This window comes from Lentilactobacillus kosonis (assembly GCF_003864335.1).
GTDB lineage: Bacteria > Bacillota > Bacilli > Lactobacillales > Lactobacillaceae > Lentilactobacillus > Lentilactobacillus kosonis.
Genome location: NZ_BEXA01000001.1, coordinates 96,147 through 121,310 on the forward strand (window position 1 = coordinate 96,147; position 25,164 = coordinate 121,310).

Here is a 25,164-nt window from a genome sequence, read left to right on the forward strand (position 1 = left end):
CCTCTTACTTTTTTCCTTGACCCAAAGGATCCTTAGCAGGTGTCCCCGCCTTTCGTGGATATTGCTTTGGGGTCGGCTTTACTTTGTTAATTACAATAATGTGACGTGATTCATCAGTGTTAGCCAAATCAAATGAATGATCTGAGGCCACTTGCCCACCTAGTAACTGAATCGCTTGGTTAGCGTCAGTCAACTCATCTTCAGCCTTAGCCGCCTTCATGGCAATCATTTGGCCGCCGACCTTAGCAAGCGGTAAACAGAATTCACTAAGCACTGATAATCGTGCCACTGCTCTAGCAGTCACGATATCATATTGTTCCCGATGAGGTGACTTCTTGCCACCAAATTCTTCTGCCCGCGCATGGTATAACTCAACGCCACTTAATCCTAACTTTTCAACTAGTTCAGTTAAAAAGTTAATTCGTTTATTCAATGAGTCAACGATGGTTACCTTTAATTGGGGGAATAAGATTTTCAATGGAATACTTGGAAATCCAGCTCCAGCTCCAACATCGCAAATCGATAAGGCATCAGTTCGAATTTGTGAAACAAAAAAGGCTGGCGTGATCGAATCATAGAAATGTTTGAGATAAACGTCAGGCTCTTCAGTAATTGTCGTTAAATTCACATTTTCATTAATTGCCACCAATAGCTTGAAATAAGCTTCAAACTGGGCTAACTGATCATCAGTTATCTCAATATTTTGGGCTAGCAATGCTTCTTTAAATTGTTCAATATTCATAAATTATTTCTCCTGAAATTGTGAAACACGTTTGTTTCACGACCTACTAATACTTTACCGTAAATTACGCTTTCATACAAGGTGTAGCAGTAAATTGAATTAGTAAACAGCAAATAATTAGTATACATGATTTTCGCCCAAAATAAAAAGACAACTTCAATAATTACCATATTTTGTAATCGATTTGAAGTTGTCTTCTCATTATTTTACTAATTGATTATTCCGATGACCAGTCTGTTTCACATGTTCATCATTTAGTTGAATTAAAAATTTGGTGATCGCAATCATTGATTCTGTAGTTACGTACTCATATTGACCGTGAAAATTATCCCCACCGTTAAATAAATTCGGTGTTGGAATTCCTTTTTCAGTAATGAAATTACCATCAGTTCCGCCCCTAAAAGGAATGATACTTGAATCGATATGTGCACGCTTCATAGTATCCAAAACAACGTTGATAATGTATGGGTTATGCTTAATGCTTTCCCAAATATTTTTATATTGCTCAGTAATAGCTAACTTTATTCTTGGATGATCTAACTCACGGTTTAAATCTTTCACAATCTGTTTAAGTAGTTCTTCTTTTGCAACAAATTTATCAATATCAAAATCCCTAATAATAATTTCAAAATGGGCCTTATCAATTGTGGCTTCTAGGTTAGTTACTAGGAAGAATCCTGCATGGCCTTTACTCTTCTCGGGGACCTCATCCTTAGGCAGTTGGCTAATAACTTCGTTGGCAATGGTAATTGCATTAGTCATTAATCCATAAGCATCCCCAGGATGAACTGCGGTACCTTCAATATCAATCAATGCTTGGGAGGCGTTAAACGTCTCTGGTCTAATCTCTCCTAAATCACCATTATCTAATGTATAAGCGAATTCGACTGGGAATTTATCAATAGGAAACTGCTTAGCTCCTTTACCGATTTCTTCGTCTGGACCAAAGCCCATAAATATCGGTCCATGTTTAACCTGTGGATTGTCCTGATAATATTTCAGCATTCCGATAATTTCAGCAATTCCCGCCTTGTCATCGACTCCCAATAAAGTCGTCCCATCTGTAGTAATCAGAGTCTCACCGAGATGTTTTTGTAGTTTTGGAAACTGCTCAGCTGATAAAACTATGTTCCGCTGCTCATTTAGCACGATTGGCTGACCATCATAATTTTCATGCACTTGGGGATGAATATTTTCAGCATTAAAATCAGCAGTGTCTAAATGGGCAATGTATCCAATTGCTGAAACCTCTGTGTCAACATTACTAGGGATGCTTGCGATCACATAGCCACTATCTTCATCAAAGTTAACTTTAGCTAATCCCAGTTTGTTTAAATCAGCAACAATTATTTTGGCAAGTTCAACTTGACCAACTGTCGTCGGTGTATCCGTCACATGAGGATTTGATCGGGTATTAACCTTCGCGTACTTGATAAATAATTTTTGAATATACTGCTTATCAATGTCTGTCATTAAAACTCATTCCTTAGTTTTTAATATAAGTCGTCTTCCAATCGAATGGAACACCAGCTGGATTATAAACAATCCCTTTAACATTTGATCTGATTAATTGTGATTGAGTGGATTGATAAAGTGGTACCGTTCCCTGATCATTCATTAAAACCTTTTCAGCTGCTACAAGATTTTGCCAACGCTTTTCAGGTTGGTTAGCATTTTGATCTTCTGATTCAGATAATAATTTATCAAATTTGGCACTCTCATAACCAGAAGTGTTGTAACTAGCACCCTTCTCGTATACGTCCAAATAATTAATTGGGTCAGCGAACACTGATTGCCAACTTTGAACTGTCATTTGATAGTTCTTAGCAGCCTGGCGTGAAATCAATTGCACAAATGGAATTGATGAGATGGTAACTTTAACGCCTGGCAATTTCTCTAAGCTTGATTGTAAGAACTCAGCGGTATCTTTACTACTATCAGTATCTGAAACTAACAAAGTTAAATTAAGCTTCTTCACTCCGGTTTGGGTATAGCCTTTCTTTAACAAGCTCTTGGCTTGATCAAGGTTATATGCAACGGCACTTGGAACCGATGCTTCATCATTAAATGCTTGGCCGGTCTTTGGATTATTGCCCATGTTTGCTGGCACAAATCCTTTAGCCGGTTCAGAACCATCTTGAAGCACGTTCTTGGTTAATTGTTGCCGATCAATTGCTAATGAGAATGCCTTACGAATATCAAGGTTCTTAAATGCTTTCACTTTAGTTTGATTCAATTCCAATCTTGATGTGGCAGTTGGTAGGCGTTTAACAAAATCTGGATTATTTTGGTTATTTTTAACTTGTTGGCCGCTAAGCAAAGTTTCATCAACTTTCTTAGAACTGTATAAGTTATAACTGGTAGTCGTGCTTTCTGCGACTAACTCATTAATTTTATCTAGCTTAACGGCTTGCTTATCCCAATAATGATTGTTCTTAACTAATGACCAAGACTTATTGGTCCCATTCCACTTCTTTAAAACAAAGGGCCCATTGGATACTGTGTATTTAGCAGCTGTCCCGTACTTTTTACCGTACTTGTCAATTGCCTTTTGATTGACCGGGTAAAATAGGGGCCAAGCTAATAGCTTTTGAAGTATGTCACTGGCTTGTTCAAGTTAACCTGCAATTTATAATCGGATAATGCTTTGATTCCTAAACTAGATACTGGCTTCTTACCTGCGTTGATTGCTTCAGCATTTTTAACTTGGAATAAATAGAAAGCATCCTGAGATACCGTCTTAGGATTTACCGTTCTCCGCCAAGAATTAACAAAATCCTTTGCGGTAACTGTTGAACCATCTGACCACTTAACCCCTTTTCTCAAGTTAAATGTGTAAGTCTTCCCACCATTAGTAACCTGGGTCTTAGTTGCCAAAGCGTTTTGAGGAATTCCTGATTTATCCAATCGATAAAGACCTTCTTGGGTGTTCATCAAAACATTGAACGACAACGTATCAGTTGCCTGAGACAGATCAGCGGTAGCTAACTCCCGGTTCTCAGTCCAGTTCAAAACTTGAGCTTTATTCTTATCCTGTGATGCTCCCTGACTACCACAACCAGCTAACACTAATCCTAGTGTGGCAAACGTAATCCCCAGTATATGCTTGTTATTCATAACTTAATTCCTCCCAATTTTTAGAAACAAAAAATCCCTTAGTCCAATGCCGGACTAAGGGACGTTAGTAACGTGGTACCACCCAAATTCGTGTAAACAAAATACACCTCTAAGAAACCTGTTGATTTCCGGCGATGTAACGGTCGCACCCGAATTGTTAGCGATAACTAGCAACTAACTCCAAGCTCATTTTCATTAATAACGAATTCAAGACTTTCACCAAACGTCTCTCTCTAGGCAATTCATTATTAATTACTATACTCTTCACAGTCGTTTCTAATCTGTATCTAATGTTATAATCTAATTCACATACAATGTCAATAACAATTTTAACCCATATATAGAAATTCTTTTGCATCATATTCCATATAAAAACCTCCAAGTTGGCTTTAACCAACTTGAGTTTCAAACAACATCGTTTATTTATGATTTAATCTGAAATCGCAGCTACTTCTTCCAAGAACCACTTGTTAAAAGCAGCTGAGTCGATAACTACACATACATCAGCATTTGTTCGGCCTTCGTGGTAAGCACCACGAATATCACCAACAGTTTCACCAATAGCTGGACCGTCAGTAATCACGTCAATCCACATTGATTCAGTCGTAATTGATTCAGGATGAAGTAAATAGAAAATTGTATTTACATCATGCATGGCAATTCCGGCTTCACTATTGTCACCGTCATTACTAATAATATCGTGTAACATCTTACCAGTCTTATTCATATGTTCCAACTTAGCAAGTGATTCAGGAGTTAATAATGCCTGCATAGTAATATCTAAGCCAACCATCACGATTGGAATTCCTGATTGGTAAACAATCTTAGCAGCATCTGGGTCTGTAAAGACATTGAACTCAGCAGCTGAAGTCATGTTACCCATTCCAAGTGAACCACCCATTGCAACAATACGTTCAATGTGATCTTTCACTTCAGGATATTCATTAAATAGTAAGGCAATGTTGGTATATGAACCGGTTGGAACCAATGTAATTGGCTCATCACTACTCATGATTTCATCATGGAGTGCTTCAACTGCGGTTTTATCTAAAGGCTTGGGTAAGTCTTCGGGAAAATCGTAACCGGGCATTCCTGATTCCCCGTGAATCCGAGCAGCGTCCTCAAATTCTTTGATCAAAGGTTGTTTAGCACCAGCGGCAACTGGCACATCTTTGTTAAAGAATCGCAAAATCTTTTGCGCGTTTTTAGTTGTCTTATCAACCGTAACGTTTCCGGCAACTGTGGTAACTAGCTTTAAATCGATCGCTGGATCGTTTAATGCCATTGTCAAAGCAGCAGCATCGTCAATCCCAGGATCAGTATCCATAATAATCTTAATTGTCATTAGACAAATTCCCCTTTATCGATTACTTATTTAACATTCAACGCTATTAAAGCAGCGTACTTAATACTAAATCACATAGGAACAATACCCCTAAGAGATATGTTGCCCCCGTTAGTTCATTAGCCCGTTTAGCCGCAATCTTCAATAGTGGATAAGCAACAAAACCAAATGCCAATCCAGTTGAAATGCTGGTAGTGAATGGAATCAATACCACGATTAGGAAAGCTGGGAACCAGTCAGTAAAGTCATACATATTGATAACACTTAACTGATTCATCATCAACGCTCCGGTAATAATAATTACTGGGGCAATAGCTGCTTGGGGAACATATGACAGCAATGGAATGAAAAACATTGATATTGCAAACATCGTTCCCGCAACGATTGATGTGATTCCCGTTCGACCACCACTTTCGGTGGCAGACGCACTTTCAGCCGCCGCAACGGTTGGACTAGTTCCTAAGATACCCGAGATAAAGGCCGTAATTGAACTAGCCTCAAAGGCTCGCTTAAACTTCCTGTGATCAGGAATAATTCCTTCCAGCAATCCCATTGATTCAAACACTAAAATCATGGTCATCGAAAATACCGCTAAGATAAATGGCACCGTCAACGCATGACTAAAGTTTCCCTTAGCAAGAATTTGACTATATTTATCAAAATCCGCAATGGAAACGCTCGGTGTTGCTTGATCTTTAACATTGAACACTATTCCAATAATCGTCGTCACAGCAATTCCAATAAAGAAACCACCAGTCACTTTTCTAACGAATAAGAACAACGTCAAGACCAAACCGAACAATGCCAGTAGTGCAACTGGCTTACTTAAGTCACCAACCGCTAAAATCGAATTGGAACCCGCCTTAATCAACCCAGCTTTTTCTAAGCCGATTTCAACCAGGAACAACCCAATTCCAGCGGTAATCCCTGCCTTTAATGTCTCTGGAATCCCCTTAGCCAGGATCTCACTAACTTTAGTAAAGGCAATTAATACATATATAATCGATGACACCATCGAGATTGCCACAGCTTCTTGCCATGATAATCCCATGTTAACGACGATAGTGTAAGTAAAAAACGCGTTCACTCCCATCCCAGGAGTTAAAATTACTGGGGCGTTGGCCCAAAATCCCATAATCCAACAACCAATGAAGGATGACAGAATTGTGGCAAACACACTTAGGTTAGCAGGAATCCCCGCATCTTTTAAAATCATCGGGTTAACGATGATGATATAAGAAATGGCGAAGAATCCAGTAATTCCAGCAATAATTTCTCGTCTTAATACTTGCTTATCGGCGAATGCTTCCCGTAGAGAAAGCTTATTTGCTTTCTCCAACTGTTGTTTGTTATCCAAAAATAAAACCTAGCTTTCTAAAAATTAGCTATTACCAAACAAACAATCCAACAATTCCGGCAGACATCAATGAAACTAAGATCCCTGAAAGTAACATGGTACCAACGTTCTTACTGATCAAGTTATTCTTTTCACGGTCAACGATTCCTTTGAAGGCTCCGATGATCATACCAGTAGTTGAGAAGTTAGCAAATGATGTTAAGAATACGGTTAATTGTGCTTGGTAATGCGGTGCGAATACTTTTGTATCGTTAATTGTTGAAGCAATCTTACCCATAACAACGAATTCGTTGGTAACTAACTTAGTTCCCATTAATTGTGCGAAGTCAAAGGCGTGAGTAACATCGAGACCCATTAACCATGCAAATGGGAACATGATGATACCTAAGATGTGTTCCAAAGTTAACCATGGGTTGAATAGTTGCAAGACTTTATCAATCAAAGCAGCCAAAGCAACGAAGGCAATAACATTGGCGGTGATGATCAAGATCAAACGACCAGCACCAAGGATTGAATCACCCAAGAATGAGAAGAATGGTTCTTTGTGACCATCAGCAGTAATGTCACCCGCTTCTTCAGCAGCGGCGTTAGAAGAACTCATGTTAGCAATGGTATCTTCTTCAGGAGTAACTTTAACTGGATTAAGCATATTAGTAATAATAATTGCATTTAAAACGTTCAATGGAATAGCAGTTAAAACATATTGACCTGGTACCATTTGAGTATAAGCACCAATGATTGAAGCAGTAACACATGACATTGACATTAAGGCAATGGTCAAGTTACGACGAGCACTCATTTGCTTTAATTGAAGGGTTGAAACAGCGATGGCTTCAGTGTTACCTAAGAACATCATTTCAACAGCAAAGAATGATTCGAATTTTGGTTGGCCGGTAATAAATGAAAGCCCACGACCTACCCACTTGATGATCCATGGCAAGATTCCGATATAAGTTAAAATATCGAACAATGGCACAATCATCAAGATTGGAAGTAACGCACTGGTAACAAAGTCCATTTGTTTAACGTTAACCCAACTTGGAAGTGCAAAGGCAATTCCGGTATATGAAACTTGAACTAACCAGTTAAAGCCATCGGCAGCGGCTTTAACGGCGTCACGTCCCCATGAGAAACTAGTAAGAACCCAAGCAAAGACCAGGTTAATTACTAAAACCACAATAATTGAACGCCAGTTAATATCTTTCTTGTTTTGTGAGAATAGGTAAGCAATACCTAAATACACACAAACACCAAGAATATTGACTAATAAGTACATTTCATTATCCTCTTTTCGTTAATAATTCCAAAAACAATAAGTGCAAACCCAGTTATAGCTATCCCCCTCTATATTTGAATTGGTTTTTTATTATTAAACCCAATTATTAACGTGAGTTATAAAAACTCACGAAGAAAACTATGACCGATGTTATTATCAGCCACTTCGACATTGAATAATTCGGCGAGAGTCGCCCCAATGTCGCCAAGACTCCTTCTGATGCCAAGCGATTTACCAACTCGTCCAGAAGGCAGATACCCGATTAAGGGTAGGTACTCACGCGTTACGGGAAGCGGTGACCGCATATCATTGGCAAATGATGAAGTAATGATTAGCATATCGGTGCTAAACATTTCGTTCATTAATCGCTGAATATTGCCGTCAATCTTCGATAATTCGCCCAGATAGCTTTCTTTTTTACCATCATGGGCCAAGTGGTCCAGCCCCGACATTCTGGCGTATACGACCCCAGACTGCTGTCTGATGGCTTCCCGATGCAGTGACCACCATACGGAAGTATCATCGTTGACGTGAATGTTTTGTGATTGAAGCTGATTAGAGAAGTAACTTTGGTAATTTGAAAGGATAATTACTTTGTTATCCAGCGGATCAACTTCCGCAACCGAATCTAGGACACTCGTGGTTCTAGCTTCAGCCTGATAATCTAGCATTTCCCGCAAACCAGTTGTAACTTGGTTATTAGGCGCTGCAATCTGAATCTTACCGTAACTACCTAATGGATTATCTACTTCTGGAATCTGAGCAATGGGATTTTGGTAGCGGATGTTACCCAATCCTAATTCAGTCAATGTAGGCAAGTTGATGTCTAAGGAGGCATCTTCAAATACGTGTCCCAGAGTATCAGCACCAACCGAGTCAAAACGGTTCGCGTCAGCACTCTCACCAATTCCCAGTGAAGCCAAGTCTAAAATAAATACTCGCTTGATCTTCATAAAATCATCTTCCCCAATCATCTTCATATTATGTATCAAGATACTTCGTACTTAAATATTAGAATACCCATAATTCGTTGCTCTGTAAACAAAACAATTCCGAGTAACCGATTAAAGCATCACTGCAACGCTCATGTTTGCGCTTTCAATAATACCAAAAAATAAAAGGGTTTACAACCTACTACCGTAGATTTAAACCCTTCATTTTTTAGCCCCTGCCAAGGAACTAAAGTATATCACAATCTTATTTTAATTTTTTTGGAGGTCCTTAATTTTATCAAGAACTTCATTAAAATGATCGACTTTTTGTTTGTAGTCGTCAATACTGTTTGGAAATTCTGAGTTAAATTCATCTAGGCCTCTCATGGCAAAGACAGATTCGTAAGCATACACATCCTCATAGGCCTTAGCAAGTCAGCTAGCAAGCTATGGTATTCTTCACCAGCTAATTGTAACGCCATTTGAATAGCCCGAAAATCGGTGTAAGCTAATTCAAATTGTACGGCCACTGCTCGAATAAAGTCATGTTGTGCTTGAATGTGCAAGAAGTGATGATTTACTGACCAAGATAGCTTATCAATTGAATCTTTAACGTCTAACATTATTTGGCCCCCTCACCTAAATCAAGGAAGATTCCGCCTTCAAGTAGCTCGTTAACGAACTTAGGTACTGTTTCAGTACGGTTCCAGTCACGTTGTAATTCGCAAGCTAATTGAGCGATTGAGGTTGGTTGAGCACCTGCTTGAGTAACCCGTTGAATGGCGGTTTCATGAGAAATCTTTGAAGTTCCACCAACTGCATCAACAACTGGGAAGACTTCATAGCCTTCTTTTAATGCATCCAAAGTTGGGAACGTTAAGCAAGCTTCAGTCCATAAGGCAGCAATAATAATCTTGTGACGACCAGTTGCTTTAACCGCATCGTTAAATTCTTGATCTTCCCAAGCATTAATCGATGTCCGATCGTAACTAGTTACCCCTTGTAATTGTTCCTTAAGTTCAGGAACCGTTTCCTTATTACGACCTGTCTTAACGTTTACCGTTGAGAGAATCGTTGGGATGTTAAAGGCGTTGATTAATTTTTGAGTAACTACAATATTACGAATCAAGGTTGCTCGATCAATTGAGTTAATTGATTCAATCTGAGTTGGTTGATAATCAATTACCAAAAATACTGAGTCATCTGGATTAATTAAAATATCACTTTTACCATCACGTTTTGCCATACTTGTCATAATAAATCACCCCTATAAATTAATTATTACATTTGGTACAACATAAAGATAATTTATATCCTGTCGTAATGCAATTGAAAACGTTTTTTTGATTTTTTGGACAAAAAAATAGACTTAAGTTCTACTGGTTTCAAACTTAAGTCTAGTTATGCTGTGGAAGGGTTATCTTTTGGGGTTACTACCCGCTTACATTTAAATGAAATGTTCTATCGCCTCAATTACTTCATATTGATTGGCCACTGATGCAAACTTCAAACGTAACTGATTTTGATATATTTGCCGTCAAGTCAACCTTATTAAAATCTAGTCGTAAAATTCTATGCTACAAAACACTCTTTTCGAAAACATGAACCACTTTAACAACCTACTACAAGCGACTTCTGTTAGTATATACTCTAATATTACTTCTTGTAAGTTTTCAATAGTAGATTTCCTAACCCAGCTAAGTGCAAGCGACCTCGGTAAATTATATATTTGTTGTTATTCCTAACCAGGTATTAACGCTTAGCTTTGAAAATAGTTCTATTTCAAGCTTTAAAATCTCAATCTAATATCTTAAATTTTCAATTTACAATTTTGTGAAAACAGTCAAAGCTGGTTGTGAACCCCTATACTTTGAATCTATTTCCCTTCCTTGACTATATAATATCACATCTGTAAGCGTTTGCAAGTCTGAAGCTTACTTTTTAAACAAGTTAATAATTAAAATTATCGATCCGAGTAAAACCCCTGCTATCAAAGAGATCCAGCCGATAATAAACAATCCTGGTACCTGATGCAGAATCCCTACGCGATCTGCATATCGACTAACCTCGCTAATAACTAAAGCGGCTACCCCGATAACAATCAAAATTGTTGGCATATACTTTGGCAAATCATCATCTCCATTCAATAATTCTGACTATAAAAAAAGTTCCAAGAAGCTAAACGCCTCTTGGAACCAATTCATTAATGGAAAATAAATCTTAGCGGATCAAATACAATAAATCCAATGACAATAAATCCAAGAATGATTGTTGATAAAATGAGTGGCATCGATTCTGAAACAGTGGTGGCACCCTGGCCAGTTACACTGTAGTTAACCTTCTTCGTTGGCGTGGTGATAACTGCTTTCTTACCAGAAGCTGTTACAATCTTGCCATTATCTTGTTGGTTATCTTGAGCCTTTTTATAAAATTCATTATAAAAGGTGTTCGCGCTAACTAGTCTAATTTTATTCTTAGCAGCCGTCCGATCGTTACTAACCCCAAATGCGGCATTTAACGGACTTTTAATGCTCTTTTTAGAATTATCAGCAACATTTCCCAATCCCCTTTGAGATAGATACTGATTGGCAGCAACTTGGTCAGCATTACTTGAATCTTGGGTGTATGCTTGGCCTTGATATTGGTTTTGAGCGGCAGCTGAATAGCCATTTTCAGAACTAGTTTGACTTCCAGTCGTTATTTGACTAACTGATGGCTTGGTATTGGCTAATTTGCCACTTGGAACTAGTGAATCAATCACTGGCTTAACACTCTGCTCCACACTAGAACCAGTGGCAGCTGAACCACTTTTACCAGCACCAATCATCGCATAAACATCACCAGATCCTTCTGAGGACTGATTAGTTGTTCCACTATTAGAATCGGAACTGGCATTATCACTACGATTAGTGCCACCTACAGTAGTGGAACTATTACTACCATTGTTCGGTTCGAGCTGATTATTGGTAGCCGGCTTATCATAAGTTGTGGTTGTGTTCGAATCGTTCTCAGTGATAGTAGTACTACTATCATTAGTCTTAGGAACCACTTGATTATTAACATTATTAGAATTTGAACTAGTACTATTGGTATTAGTTTGTGTATGTTGATCTTTTTGTACTTCAGTACTTGTGGTACTGTCAACCGTTGCAAATGCTCGACCCATCATTCCCCCCGAAATAACTGGGCAAAGTAATAACGCAGCAGAAGTTGATCCTATCAAAATAATTTTTTTGATATAGTTCTCCATAACAATCCCCCCCTCGGAACGTTACACCTATCCAGTTGAATGTTACATTAAAATCGCCGTAAATTCAAGTAGTTACCTAAGTTTTAACAGCATGTAACCCGAATGTTACATTCCAGTGATATTCTTTTATTCGTAAAAAGAATTTTGAGGGAGACTTTATAATATGAGGAAATCAGTTATGTTGATAGCATCACTCGCTATCACATTAGTGGCTGCGGGAGCTACCACTACGAGTGCCAAAGCAAAAGTTACCACAAAGACTACTACACAAACAAGTTCAAAGAAGAGCCCTACCACTGACAAAACTAAGGCTAAACCTGAAGTAAAGCCAGCACAAATTGTCCAAACATACGATGTTGACCAACCGTTACCCTATCATTTAAAAGCTGGTTATGTTTATACAAGTTCTACGTTGCAAAAGCAACTTGGTAATGTCAAAACTTTAGGGACCACTACTTGGTATGTTACTGGAGCAGCCAAAATCGATCGGACTGCTCAAGGCAGCGGTTACTCAAAATTTTACCAAGTTAAGAGCGGTAATGGGGCACAAACCGGCTGGGTCTGGAATGGTAACCTACAGCCTATTTCGGAAGGAACATTCAACATTGCTATGAAAAACAGTGACTACTTTAACAAACAAAATGTTATTAGTATGGGGGATTCAATTACACGCGGTTACGATGGTTATGAAACCTTGGACGGTCTGGGTTATCCTACCTGGTTATCACGCTACTTAAACACCAACGTTAATAATGCCGGTTATAACGGTGCTTATCTTGTGTCGACTGAAGATGCTTTTACGACTGGTGATTTAACCGCCACGGTCAACGCCACCAACTTCAAAAATTACGGGGTTGCAACTATTGCATACGGAACTAACGATTACGGTCATACCGATTCCACGTTAGAGGCCATTCAGGATACCCTAGCTCAAAACATCCAAAAGATGCAAAGTCAAAACAAGAACTTAATTATCTATGGTATCTTACCATTAACTCGTTATGACAAATACGGTGCAAATTCTGATGAAGTTATTGCTCAAGGCGGTTATTCAATTAACCAACTACGAGACGCCGAAGCAGAGGTATATAAGCGCTACAACATTCCTTATCTTGACTGGCGCTCAGTTGACCCTAATTTGATTACTGACAGTAACTACAAGAGTCGCTTATGGGATGAACGCCTTCATCCATCTGCTAAAACTTACCAGTTAATGGGTCGCGACGTTGCGAAGTTCATGATTGATAACTTCCCTAAAGATCGAATTCCAAAGAAAACAACAACTAAGTCTAAAACAAGCACGACTAAAAAGACAACTACTAAGAAAACAGCCGCTAAAAGTAATACTAAAACGGCTGCTACTGTCACCAAAAGTTCTAAGAAATAGTATTATCTAACAAAAGGCCTCCATCAAATGATGGAGCCTTTTTATTATCAAAAATCACCAGTCAGATGACTGATGATTTTAGTTAAGTTGTTAATTTAAGCTTATTGAGTGATTTGGTTCAATAAACTGTCAATTGAAGTAGTTGATGAAGTGAAGGCTGAATCAGGGAATGCAGCAGCTGAATCAGCAGGTGTTGAGTTGTAACTATTTGCAACTGAGTATAAGTTACTTAAATCATTTGGTTGGTATTTAGTATTATTACCATCACCATTACCCTTGTTTAAGAAAACCTTAGCAGCAGCCTTGTCAGCTGAACTGTTCGAGTTAGCATCAAATCTAAATGCTCTAGTTGACTCTACCTTATAAGGAATGGTTACCGTGCTACCTAACTTAACGTTATCAGCTAACTTACTACCATCAACAGTAGCTTCAACCACACGGTATGAAATAATCCCACCAAGTACGCTATCAGCAAGACTACCTAAAGCTCCACCAACTCCTGATAAAATACCAACTTAAACCAGATCCGCCTAAAACGTCAGAACCAGCACTACCAAGAAGTGAAGTTAAGTCACTTGAACCACCAAGTGAGTTTGTTCCACCCAATAATCCTGATAAGTTTGGTTGACCAGTTGCTGAGGCTGTTGATACTGGTTGGTTAGTATCAAAGCCAGTATATTCTAGAATGTAGAATTTATCCAAACCAGCATCACTTAAAGCCTTTTGAATGTCCGCAGTACGGAATACTTGTGTCTGGCTAGTAGCATTAGTTGTTGTAGCAGCAGCTAATTTGGCTAATTTAGCACTCATTTTTTCAGTAACACCATCATTGCCAGTAACCACAGCATCTTGGCCAACTGGATCTCCTGGTAATGAGCTATAGCTCTTAGTGTTTACAGTCACTGAATATTTAGGTGACACACTAAATAAGTTGGCTTGGTTCTTAGTAACAGTGAAGTTAACTTCACCACCATATTGAGCAGCAGCGATAGCAGCATTGTTTGCTGAAGCATCGGCTGGTGCACTGTAACCAGATGGAATCGAGTTAACTACTGTCCCAGAAATACTAGTACCAAGGTAGTTAGCGGCTGATTGAGTTTGGTAGTTAGGGTTAGTAAATGTTTGTGATGAAACGATGTTACCGTCACCATCAACATAGTTAACCTTAACTTGGTTAGCGTTAACTACTGATTGACCAGCTTTAACTACATCAGCAGCTTTAATCCAACCATTAGCAGCTGGCGTGTTGGCATCTTCAACATAGTAGTAAGTGGCATTATTGTCACGACCATTAGTCTTAGTACCAACGGCAGTTACTTTTAATGAATCAGTAGTAGAAGCTGATGTTGACTTAGTATTTCTACCAACTTTATATTGAGTCCAGTCTGGTTGAGTGTAAGTAAGTGGTGTTGATTTAAAATTGTAAGTAGCACTTGCTATATCACTATCAACTGAACTACGTTTGAAAGTTTCAGTATAAGTCAAACCACCGCTAACTGATTGGGTATTAGCAGCAGCATTACTCTTACCAACGTAGATCCATCCACGATAACTTTTATCGAAAGAAACGACCTTCATATAGTATGAACCATTGCTTAATCTAGCAACCCGATAACCACGGAAGTAACTTTGACCAGCATCCCCTTTGGTCCTAAGTCCTGCTAAAGTAGACTTGCCTGCAACAACTCTGGCCCCTTCTAATACCCCAGCCTTGTTGTACAATGCGTTACTACCATTTGCTAGGTAGTTACGAGAGTTGACGTTGTTGCTAAGTGCGCGGTTAGATGTCACCTTAACACTAGCAGCATGAACTGGAGTGTTAGTGGCAACAAATGCACTTACTCCAAATACAGCGGCGCTAAATAAAATAGCTTTCCCTAATCTGGTTCTCATATAAATAAGCCTCCAATTTTTTATGTACTTGTAACACCCCGTATTATATAATACTTGTCCGTTTGTGAATGTTACGATTGAATATCATTTTAATAATATAAAAATGATATAGACCAATTAAGTAAAATTTAAAGGAATATATAATTCAAAAAATGAGTATATAATAGCTAATTTAAGGATATAATTAATATTTTTTGTCTTTAAAATGAGCACTTCAAATACTTCATTTATGATTTTAAAACAAAAAAAGAAGTTACCCTAATTGGGGTAACTTCTTTAGTTAACATCAAACAAAATTAAATAAACGTATTAAAGAACTTTGTTAGTTGCAAACCAGTTAAGCACTTGCTTGAAGATATCATTACGAACAGTAATTGAGTAATAGCCATCTTCATTAGCAGTCTTATCATCGATAATTGATTGTTTCATTGACTTGATGTAGAACGTATTAGGTTCGATAGTGTAAGTCAACTTGATTTGATCACCGTAGTGAATTGTTTGTGGAAGAGCATCTTGATCAACATTGAACTTCATGAATACACCAGTTGGGTCAAAGTTGTCTAAAACACCACCGGCAACACGAGGTAAAATAGTAGGAGTGATCTTCATATAAACAGTTGAAAGGCCATCTTTCTTAAGCGCAGCCATCAATGTGTCCTTTGAAAGTACGTCCTTCTTGTCACCCTTAACAGATGCATCCCGGTTAAACTTATTCACACCGTTGGTGTAGTTAGTATTACCATTGAATAATGGAATTAAACCAGTACCATTGTCAAGAATCTTGTTAACCTTTTGGCCAGCTTCGTTGTAAACAGTGTAAGTCCAGATTGAGCTTACAGAGGTTTGATCAACACCAGTTGAAGTGTTAGTATCTGATGCTTCCTTAAGTGATGATTCTAATACCCAGCCATTAACTGAAGGGTTCTTAGCATCGTTAACGTATACCCAAGTGTCGCCTTCACGAGTACGCTTAGTAGCTTTGCTCAAAGTGAAAGTGTCGTCGGCGTATGCTGAAGTATCAGTAGTGTTACGGCCCACTTTGTATTGAGTGTATGCAGGAGCCTTGAATGTTTGTGATTCAAAGGCAGTACCAGCATTAGCTAATTTGTAAGTCTTAGTTTGTTGATCAGCTGATAAAGCAGTATCAGTAGTTGTGTTAACTGACTTCAATCCACCGGCTACGTTTGAGTAGTTTGAACGTGGGTCAGTCTTACCAACGTAGATCCATCCACGGTAAGTCTTATCGAAAGAAACAACCTTCATGTAGTATGAACCGTTGCTTAATTTAGCAACACGGTATCCACGGAAGTAGTCGTTACCCTTCTTAGAGTTTGAAAGTGAGCTCATAGTTGCAGTAGAAGCAACTTGGCGAGCACCCTTCAATGCACCTGCTTTAGTGTATAAAGCATTTGAACCAGTTGGTGCATAGTTACGAGTTGTAGCAGTTGAAGCTGATGAAGCTTGGTTGAAGTCAACTTTGACGCTGGCAGCTGATGCGTTAGTAGCACCGGCAGCAGCAACAAAACCTAATGCAGCCAAACCTACGAATAATGAACGTTTAACAGTGTTTTTCATAATTCGGTTTTCCCCTCTCAATATATAAAGATTAAATTAGACGCGATATGTAATCATTCGCCACTTCAAATAGTATATTAACATTGCTAATTATAAATGTAAACAAAAAGCATAATTTTTTTGACCCCCCAACTATTCTTGAAGGAATGCAATACTACGGTAACAATCCCATTAAATCCTATTATTATTCCAACACGTAAGCATTATGACTCACATATTGGTCGCAATAATATGTCCTTTTGGCTTAATTTAGTCACAAAGCAGTAAAATTTTAACAAAGCTGTAACAAAAATACACAATGAATATTCACACAAAGTTAGCCAAAAGTTCAAAACATATCATTCCTGTTATAACGGCTATCATACATAGCTGCCACCAGATTTAATAAAGAAAAAACGTAGTATGATTCTGTGATCTAGATAATCACATTCACGTCCTACGTATAATATACACACACGTCATAAAATTATCAACTTTTAGTCACAAAAAATTCACATTTATATTCTATTTAGTGTCGTGTAGTTGCAATGCTGGAGCTGCAGTTGTTCTTCTAGCTAATACTGTGACCGTTGAACCGTATTTTGAGTTAGCAATGGCACTGTAATTAGTACTCTGTTGACTAGCAGTTAGTGTTTTGTAAGTATATCCAGGAGCATATGCGCCCAACTTGGCTTCATCACTTGAACCATTACCTAGTTCCGTAGTGACAAAGTCAGCTGGACTAGATAAGTTGGTCTTAGTATCAGTTAAGACAACGTTAGCTGCTTCGTAACCAGAATCAGCGTCAACTACCTTAGCATATACAATGTTATTAGCATTCTGATCTGTAGTTGCAACTTCTTCAATTACTGCACCTGCGTAAATCCATCCCTGAATTTTGCTATTAGAATTATTAACGATGTAGTAGTAAGAAGTGCCCTCTCGCTTCATCTCTAAAGCCTTAGTGACTGTAAAGTCTTGGCCACCGTAAGGTTCAGTATCGCTAACTACCTTTTCAGCCCGATACTGCGAACGGTATGGTGAATTCCAAATCGCATTTTGAATTCCAGGATTAGTCAATTGGACGGTCTTAGTATCTGGCAAACTAATTTCACTAGTAGTTTCCGTTTGAGCTAAGCCACCGCTAACTTTTGACCAGTCAGAATCTGGATTGCTCTTACCAACGTAAATCCAACCACGATATTTGTAATCAAATGATACCACTTTGGCGTACCATGAGCCACGATTAGTCTTGGCAACTTGGTATGCTCGGAAGTAATCCTTAGAACTGTTTGAGTTCTTTAGTTTATTTAGAGTGGTAGTTGAAGCAACTACCTTAGCTCCTTTAAGTGTTCCTGCCTTAGTATAAAGGGCATTGCTGCCAGTTGGTACAACATTTCGATCAGTTGCTACCGCCTTAGCGGCTTGATTAATAGTTACCTTAACTGCTGACTTAGCACCTGCTGTTTGTGTAGTCACAACACTTGCAGTAGTCCCCATTGAGAATGCAGTTAGACTAAGTAGTAGCGTTTTGCGTAGCTTAGTATTCATATTGTTTCCTCCCATTATTTAATACAAATTAATTATAACGCTATAAATAGGAATTAGAAAATCTAAGATAATAATTTCACAATTATTTCACGGTAACCGCACGTGTTCTTCAAATAAAAAACGCCTACTAAATTGTATTAGTAAACGTTGAATAATCATTCATTTGTTCTGAATCGCTGAAGAATTGTGATGGCAACAACGACCAGCACCGAGCCCAGCAATTCAACAACATTAAATTCTAGATGCAAGAATAGTAAACTCAAAATAAAAGTTACTACCGGCTGGACCGCATCCAAGATGCTGACCACGGCTGAAGGTGCAAACTCCAAACTATTTAATAGTAATAAGAATGGTAAGATAGTTCCCACTACAATGACGGTACTCATTGCTAAAACCGTACTGATATGAATTGGCGGCACATTCGTCCAGAATGGGTGGCGAATGTTAAAGAATAAACTACCAATAATCAATGCCCAACCTAAAACAATAATCGGTGAATGATCTTTAGTCACTGGCTTAGGTAATACGACATAAAACGCTGCGGTTAATCCAGAGAAGATTCCCCAAATTAACGCATTGGTTGGAATTGATAGTTCATGGATATTTCCATGAGTAATGGCTAAGAAGACCCCAACCATTGCGATGATAAATGCAATTACATCACTTCGCAACGGAATCTGCTTTTTAAATATCAAGCTGCCCAATACAATAAACAGTGGGCTAAGATACTGTAAGATGGTCGCGGCAGCGGCATTCCCAGTCTGCACCGCGAAGTAGAAAGTATACAAGTTGGCCATCAAGCCAAAAATTGCATAAGCTAGCAACCAACCTACTGTTTTCCAAGATTTAAATACATCAAAGATTTTCATACGATACTTAGCAAAACTAATTACCAATAGAATTAGTCCTGCAAAGAACGTTCTAGTTGATAAGTACCAATCTGCGGGGATATTTTCTCCCTGAGAAATAACTTGTAATACCGTACCAGAAATCCCCCAAAAAGTTGAAGCTAATAAAGCCAAGGTAATTCCCTTACCGACATGATTCTCTACTATTTTATTTTCCATATTCATCACCATAAGATATGTAATTTTTCAAAGTATAAACTGCAACTAGTTTAGCATACCAAATAAAGATTAGAATTATGGACTAAGTTTTCTTACAATTTTTTAATATATAAAATAAAAAAACTTTCTACTATTGATATAGTAGAGTTTTTAAGGTTATAAATTAGCCAACGTAGTTGGTGTTTCCTTGTACTGGTGCTTCAGGTGCTTTAGGCGCATTAACTTCAGTACGATCAAATACAACTACTAATTGGTCGCCAAACTTCTTACCTTCATTAGCCGTCTTAGTTGCAGTCTGATTGTAAGTGTATTGGTAAATCTTCTTATCATTACCTGAAATAGCTTTTCCATCGTATGAATTTCCTACGAATTTGCCATCTTTAGTAGCGCCAAACAAAGCATCTAGTTTAGTAGAATCAAACGCTGTATCCACTTTACCTGTAAATACTTTTTGTTGGTCTGCTGTTAACGTAGGAAAACCATTAGCAAAGTCTGAATTTTGTAAATCACCATAAGTAGTAGTCTTAAATGAAACCTTTGAGGTTGCTGCTTTAGCGACCTTAAAGTACTTAGTTCCACCAAATACGGCATTGTCAGATGATAGAACTCCGTCATAAACATATCCTGAAGGAACATTATTTTGAGCAAATGTTGTTAGATCTTGTTTATCAGCATTTACATGTGATCCGACAGCAGTACCTTGTTTTGTACCTGCATCTGTAGTAATAAAAGTCTTGTTAGTACCACTAATTGGGTTACCGTTTCCGTCAGTATAAACAACATTTACACTGTTATCAGCAGTAGCCGTTACAGTATTGTCTTTTACTTGAGCAACGTTAGCCTTGCTTACCCATGCACCATTGATGTCATTATTTGATGATGAAATTTGATACCAAGTATCGCCTTCACGTGAACGTGTTGCAGCAGCATTGATAGTAAATTCTACATCTTTATATTGGTCAGAGTTAGTAATCACTGAACCACTAGCATTCTTAGCACGACCAACTTTGTATTGAGTACCTGCTGGCGCAGCATATAATACTGTATTAGCTGAAGCGCTAGTGTTAGCTAGAGTAAACTTGGTACCTGCTTCTGGTGACGTTGCGGTCTTAGTAGTAGCATATTGAGCAAGTCCGCCAGCAAGAGTGTTAGTACTCTTACCACCGTAGATCCAACCGCGATATTGACCATCAAATGATACTACCTTGTAGTAAACTGATCCACGATTAGTAGTAGCCACTTGATATGCTCGGAAGTTATCGTTAACAGAACTAGTTCCGCTAGCCAAACCTGCCAAAGTAGTCTTTGATGCAACAACGCGGGCACCTTTTAGAGTACCAGCTTTAGTGTATAAAGCATTCGTACCATTAACGGCAACATTACGTAAGTTAACGTCGCCAGTCAACTTCTTGTTACTTGTGACTTTAGCGTATGTCTTTGCTGAAGCATTAGTAGCATTCATAGTGCCAGCAACAGCCACAAAACCAAGCGCAGCCATGCCAACGAATAATGATTTTTTAATTGAGTTTTTCAAAATAAATTCCCCGACTTTATAAATTAGGTATGTTAAACCTCAAAGTTCGCTAATAATCATAGCACTTAATTATTCAATTTAGATTACTACTTAAATACAATCACGTTCTTTAATTACTCAAACATTACAAACCGGAAACAATTTTTTTAAATCCCAAATTTTTTCTAAAGGAACTTAATATTTAATTATTACTAATACATATACTAGACAAAATAAAAAGAAGATGGCGGTTCAAGCCATCTTCTTTTTATTTTGTCTAATTTTATCTTTATATTGAGTATCAAAATGGTGGTTCAAGCCATCTTGATTAAAATTTTATATCATTCTGTATGATGTATCATACTTTGAATTGGCTAAATAGTTCCAAAAACATTCTTCCAACTGTTACTTCCAGAAGTTGGTTGAATCCACTTTCCAAACGGAACCTTCTTCTTTAGGACTTCATAATTAACATTTACATTTGTACTGCCTACATTTAAATCACCAGAAACGCCTTTATACGTGTAATGCCAAATTTCATATTGACCACCACTAAGTTTCAATCCGTTATCTGTTACAAATCCTTTAGTTGCTAATCCATTCTGATAAACTACATAGAAATCAATTAGTCCTTGGTCAGCCAAAGAGCTTTTAATTGCTGCTTCAGAAACATTTTGGCCACTATCGCCTTTAATATTACTTAGAGCATTAGATTTCAATACTGGTAAATTATTAGCAACTACTTTATTTCCATCTTCTGAGTATCCAAACGCATTACTGTTAATTGGTGCTTCACCATTTTCTGTGTTAACAGTTTCTCCAGGGCTCGCTGTTGAGCTTGTATTCAATGTAATATTACTAAATGCTTGATTTGTAGATTCTTTAGTAACCTTAACATTAATCGTTCCACCCGTCACAGCCTTAGAAAGATCAATTTGTTGAGCTTGAGTTAATTTGCCGTCATTATTTAGTTGGTATCCCGTACCAGCTAACGAAGTAGCAGCTAAGCTCTCAATCCCATTGATGTGTTGCTGTGGTAATGTTGTGCCATTTCCCAACTGGGTGTTCTTGGCCGCTCCTGGTACTTGATAATTGGCCACTTTGATTTCAGTTCCTGTGTTAGTAACAAATCTAATTTGCACACTATCGTTAGGAATTGGTGCTTCAGCATCAGTTAATCCTGATGCTAAAATCCAACCATCAGCCGCACTATTCTTGGAATCAGTAGCGGTAATATGAACCCAGGTGTCATTTTCCCGTGTCCTAGTACCAACTTGGTCAATCTTGAAGGTTGCATCTTTATATGGAGTCGAATCCGTAACTTGCCGACCAACTTTATATTGGGTCCATGATGGTTGTTTGTAAGTAACGGTCTTATCGTTATTAGCCGTGCCTACATTCGCAATCTTGTAGGTGCCATTTCTTTGAACATCAGTCAAAGTACCATTTTGAAAGTATCAAATTGATTAATACCACCACCAAAGTTACCAACTGTCTTACCACCATAGATCCAGCCGCGGTATGATTTATCAAAGGCTACAACCTTGTAGTATACCGATCCACGGTTAGTAGTTGCGACTCGATATGCTCTAAAATTCTTCTTAGAACTACTTGAATTAGCTAAGTTGTTCAAAGTTGTTGTTGTAGCAACTTTTCTGGCACCTTTCAAGGTCCCCGCTTTGTTATATAAAGCATTCGATCCATTAAAAGTAACATTTCTAGTAGTTGCATCAGTAGTTAACGTTTTATTTGAAGTTACTTTAGCATAGGTTTTAGCACTCGCATTATCCGAGTTAATTGCTGCAACTCCAGCCAGCATTCCAATTGATGCTGCAGAAATTAAAATTGTCTTTTTAATGTTCATGTTATATAGCCTCCTAAAAGTGTTTTAGTTTCTGTCTACGATTATCAATTTATCATCATAACCAATTAGTATCAATTAAAATGCATACAATAACAAAAACTTACTATTTTGTTCATGACTTATTCATATTTAGACACCTGTCTAAAACCCATAATTATAAAATTCTACTATTATATATAATTGAAAAACTGATTCTTTGTTTTCTGATAAATGCTCTTGTATGCTAATAGTGTGACGTTATTAAGAATTGAAATTGGAGGAATCTATATGGCAACTTATGATTATGATGTTTTATATCTAGGTAGTGGACACGGAACTTTGATGGGGCCATTCCATTGGCTCAACTGGTAAAAGGTCGGTATCATCGAGAGTCGTTTAATCGGTGGAACCTGTCCTAACCGTGGCTGCAATGCCAAAATCATTCTTGATGCCCCCGTTGTATTACAACGTGCATCTGAACGGCTACGTGGAATCGTTGATCCCGTTCCAACAATTAATTGGAAAAAAGACGTTGAACACAAACAAGAAGTTATTGATAAACTCCCAGTGATGATTACCGGCGCAATTGAATCAGCTGGAATTGATATCATTAATGGATATGGAACCTTAGTTGATGCTCACACTATCGAAGTCGACGGCAAGTCACACACGGCTGAAAAACTAGTTATTTCAACTGGACTAAGACCAAATAAACTTGATATTCCTGGAACTGAGCTCTCACACGATAGTGAAGACTTTATGAATTTAAAAAAATTACCTGAACGAATCGCAATTATTGGTTCCGGATATATCAGTCTAGAATTTGCGACTATCGCTAGTGCGGCTGGCTCAAAGGTTACTGTCCTTATGCATGGTGATCGAGCATTGCGCCAATTCAACGAAAATTATGTTACCGCTGTTGTAGATGATCTAGAACGCCGAGGAGTAAAATTCGTTAAATTTGCTGGGGTTTCTGCGTTTGAAAAACAAGGCAACGAATTCGTAGTCAAATACGCCGATGGACAACTTAAAGTTGATTGGATCTTAGATGCAACGGGTCGAATTCCAAATGTTGAAAATATTGGTTTAGATAAAGTTGGTGTAAAGTACAACAAACACGGAATTGAAGTTAATGATTATCTTCAAACAACCGTTGATAACATTTACGCTTCCGGTGATGTAATTGACAAGACTCAACCAAAACTTACTCCAACTGCAATTTTTGAATCAATGTACCTAACTAAATTATTATCCGGTCAAAGTGACAAGCCAATTGACTATCCAGTTATCCCTTCTGTAGTCTTCACTTCACCTCGAATTGCTAAAGCAGGTGTTTCAGTAGAAGAAGCTAAACAAAAAGGCTACAAGATTGTTGAAAATCACCTTACAGATGAATGGTATCGTCAAATTGATAAACAGGATTTAGTCGAAAATACCTTTATCTACGATGATGAGGGCAAAATGGTTGGCGTAACTGAAGTAAGTGAACGAGCTGATGATGTAATTAACGCAGTGCTACCAATTATTGAATTTGGCTTAAGTGATGATCAAATTGGCCGTCTAGTTCACTTGTTCCCATCATTAACTGCATCTACCTTGTCGCATCGTAAATAGTACACCATCTAGTAGTGGGCAACTTGTTACAATACTACATCTAGTGTAAAATGATTTAAGAGTCGTTCCCCCGATGACTCATCATAATTTCCCACATAATTATGGATTACCGCCAAACTCCCTTTTGTTTGGCGGTTTTTTTATGTGATAACATCAGCCATTATAATTAATTACGTAAAACATTTGATTTGACTTGTCCAACTATGAAATAATAAATGTAAACGGTTTAGGGGGCAAATCAAATGACCGAACAACGAATTAAACAACTTAGCAGTGGTCGCAAAACTGATGGAAATTTAAAAAAATTCAAACCAACCACTGATTATGATTTAAATGGCAAACGCGTATTAATGGCTGGGTATGGCGATCACAAGCCAGTCGCTGAAGAAGTCGTTCTCGCCCATAATGGTAATGAGCTTTGTTTATACGATGAAAAAACTCGTGGTAAGGGAATTCAAACCAACTTAAACAAAGCCATCACGCATGCTGATATCGTCTTAATCATGCTGAATTCAGTTAGTCACAACACTGCCAACCATGCAATTTCAATTGCCCGGGAGCAGCATAAACTAGTTGCGGCAACTAATATGAACAGTCCTCTGGCAATTGAACAAGCAATCAGCCGGGCCATTAATCATCAACCAATCTACGTTCCTTCACATCATATTGTGGAATAATAAAGAATACAAAACAGCCACCATAAAATTATGGTGGCTGTTTTAA

Annotated in this window: 19 protein-coding genes, 3 pseudogenes and 1 other annotated feature; of the genes and pseudogenes, 3 read left to right on the plus strand and 19 right to left on the minus strand. The window is 38.0% G+C overall.

Annotated elements, in window-relative coordinates; all coding sequences use genetic code 11:
* Positions 1-4: 4 nt before the first annotated feature.
* From rsmG to NBRC111893_RS00625, 11 genes and pseudogenes are all read right to left on the minus strand, one after another.
* Entirely contained in the window at positions 5-742 is a 738-nt protein-coding gene (gene rsmG, locus NBRC111893_RS00575) for a 16S rRNA (guanine(527)-N(7))-methyltransferase RsmG (protein ID WP_125007594.1), read from the minus strand.
* A 201-nt stretch (positions 743-943) separates the two neighbouring features.
* Positions 944-2,215, minus strand: coding sequence for a peptidase T (gene pepT / locus NBRC111893_RS00580; RefSeq protein ID WP_125007595.1), 1,272 nt, complete (start codon positions 2,213-2,215; stop codon positions 944-946).
* Positions 2,216-2,228: 13 nt separating this feature from the next.
* Positions 2,229-3,859 (minus strand): annotated as a pseudogene (locus NBRC111893_RS00585) (peptide ABC transporter substrate-binding protein).
* Positions 3,860-3,913: 54 nt separating this feature from the next.
* Positions 3,914-4,136: a binding site (T-box leader), on the minus strand.
* 153 nt (positions 4,137-4,289) lie between these two features.
* Positions 4,290-5,204, minus strand: a complete 915-nt coding sequence (rihC, locus tag NBRC111893_RS00590; protein ID WP_125007596.1) for a ribonucleoside hydrolase RihC — start codon at positions 5,202-5,204, stop codon at positions 4,290-4,292.
* A 46-nt stretch (positions 5,205-5,250) separates the two neighbouring features.
* On the minus strand, positions 5,251-6,561 hold the full coding sequence (locus NBRC111893_RS00595; RefSeq protein ID WP_125007597.1) for an NCS2 family permease: 1,311 nt from the start codon (positions 6,559-6,561) through the stop codon (positions 5,251-5,253).
* Positions 6,562-6,592: 31 nt separating this feature from the next.
* Entirely contained in the window at positions 6,593-7,837 is a 1,245-nt protein-coding gene (locus tag NBRC111893_RS00600; protein WP_125007598.1) for a NupC/NupG family nucleoside CNT transporter, read from the minus strand.
* 116 nt (positions 7,838-7,953) lie between these two features.
* Positions 7,954-8,790, minus strand: a complete 837-nt coding sequence (locus NBRC111893_RS00605; protein ID WP_160114418.1) for an alkaline phosphatase family protein — start codon at positions 8,788-8,790, stop codon at positions 7,954-7,956.
* Between the two features lie 249 nt (positions 8,791-9,039).
* Positions 9,040-9,392, minus strand: a pseudogene (locus NBRC111893_RS00610) (hypothetical protein).
* Positions 9,392-10,024 (minus strand): hydrolase, encoded by a 633-nt coding sequence (locus tag NBRC111893_RS00615; protein ID WP_125007600.1) that lies wholly within the window; start codon positions 10,022-10,024, stop codon positions 9,392-9,394. Before NBRC111893_RS00615 ends, NBRC111893_RS00610 begins: the two are co-directional and overlap by 1 nt.
* Positions 10,025-10,703: 679 nt before the next feature.
* On the minus strand, positions 10,704-10,898 hold the full coding sequence (locus tag NBRC111893_RS00620; RefSeq protein WP_125007601.1) for a DUF3955 domain-containing protein: 195 nt from the start codon (positions 10,896-10,898) through the stop codon (positions 10,704-10,706).
* Between the two features lie 74 nt (positions 10,899-10,972).
* Positions 10,973-12,019 (minus strand): hypothetical protein, encoded by a 1,047-nt coding sequence (locus NBRC111893_RS00625; protein ID WP_125007602.1) that lies wholly within the window; start codon positions 12,017-12,019, stop codon positions 10,973-10,975.
* A gap of 163 nt (positions 12,020-12,182) precedes the next feature.
* On the opposite strand from NBRC111893_RS00625, the gene NBRC111893_RS00630 reads away from it, so the two are divergent.
* Positions 12,183-13,406, plus strand: coding sequence for an SGNH/GDSL hydrolase family protein (locus tag NBRC111893_RS00630; RefSeq protein ID WP_125007603.1), 1,224 nt, complete (start codon positions 12,183-12,185; stop codon positions 13,404-13,406).
* A 101-nt stretch (positions 13,407-13,507) separates the two neighbouring features.
* Here NBRC111893_RS00630 and NBRC111893_RS00635 read toward each other — a convergent pair whose 3' ends face one another.
* The 8 genes from NBRC111893_RS00635 to NBRC111893_RS00670 all read right to left on the minus strand — a co-directional run bounded on the left by NBRC111893_RS00635 (position 13,508) and on the right by NBRC111893_RS00670 (position 22,848).
* Positions 13,508-13,843 (minus strand): hypothetical protein, encoded by a 336-nt coding sequence (locus NBRC111893_RS00635; RefSeq protein WP_125007604.1) that lies wholly within the window; start codon positions 13,841-13,843, stop codon positions 13,508-13,510.
* Between the two features lie 40 nt (positions 13,844-13,883).
* Entirely contained in the window at positions 13,884-15,299 is a 1,416-nt protein-coding gene (locus tag NBRC111893_RS00640) for a hypothetical protein (RefSeq protein ID WP_125007605.1), read from the minus strand.
* Between the two features lie 309 nt (positions 15,300-15,608).
* A complete protein-coding gene (locus NBRC111893_RS00645; protein WP_125007606.1) occupies positions 15,609-16,874 on the minus strand; it encodes an S-layer protein in 1,266 nt (421 codons plus the stop codon).
* Between the two features lie 504 nt (positions 16,875-17,378).
* Positions 17,379-18,404 carry a hypothetical protein gene (locus NBRC111893_RS00650; protein WP_125007607.1) on the minus strand — a complete coding sequence of 342 codons (1,026 nt, stop codon included), beginning with the start codon at positions 18,402-18,404 and terminating at the stop codon, positions 17,379-17,381.
* Between the two features lie 155 nt (positions 18,405-18,559).
* Entirely contained in the window at positions 18,560-19,471 is a 912-nt protein-coding gene (locus tag NBRC111893_RS00655) for a DMT family transporter (RefSeq protein ID WP_125007608.1), read from the minus strand.
* 163 nt (positions 19,472-19,634) lie between these two features.
* Positions 19,635-21,005, minus strand: a complete 1,371-nt coding sequence (locus tag NBRC111893_RS00660) for an S-layer protein (RefSeq protein WP_191984806.1) — start codon at positions 21,003-21,005, stop codon at positions 19,635-19,637.
* A 353-nt stretch (positions 21,006-21,358) separates the two neighbouring features.
* Positions 21,359-22,423 carry a hypothetical protein gene (locus NBRC111893_RS00665; protein WP_125007609.1) on the minus strand — a complete coding sequence of 355 codons (1,065 nt, stop codon included), beginning with the start codon at positions 22,421-22,423 and terminating at the stop codon, positions 21,359-21,361.
* Positions 22,420-22,848, minus strand: a complete 429-nt coding sequence (locus NBRC111893_RS00670; protein WP_125007610.1) for a hypothetical protein — start codon at positions 22,846-22,848, stop codon at positions 22,420-22,422. Before NBRC111893_RS00670 ends, NBRC111893_RS00665 begins: the two co-directional genes overlap by 4 nt.
* Before the next feature lie 267 nt (positions 22,849-23,115).
* Between NBRC111893_RS00670 and NBRC111893_RS00675 the strand changes: the two are divergent.
* Both NBRC111893_RS00675 and NBRC111893_RS00680 read left to right on the plus strand, forming a co-directional pair.
* Positions 23,116-24,441: pseudogene (locus NBRC111893_RS00675) on the plus strand (dihydrolipoyl dehydrogenase family protein).
* Positions 24,442-24,683: 242 nt separating this feature from the next.
* Complete coding sequence (locus tag NBRC111893_RS00680) at positions 24,684-25,118, plus strand: DUF2325 domain-containing protein (protein ID WP_125007611.1); 435 nt, start codon at positions 24,684-24,686, stop codon at positions 25,116-25,118.
* Positions 25,119-25,164 lie beyond the last annotated feature (46 nt).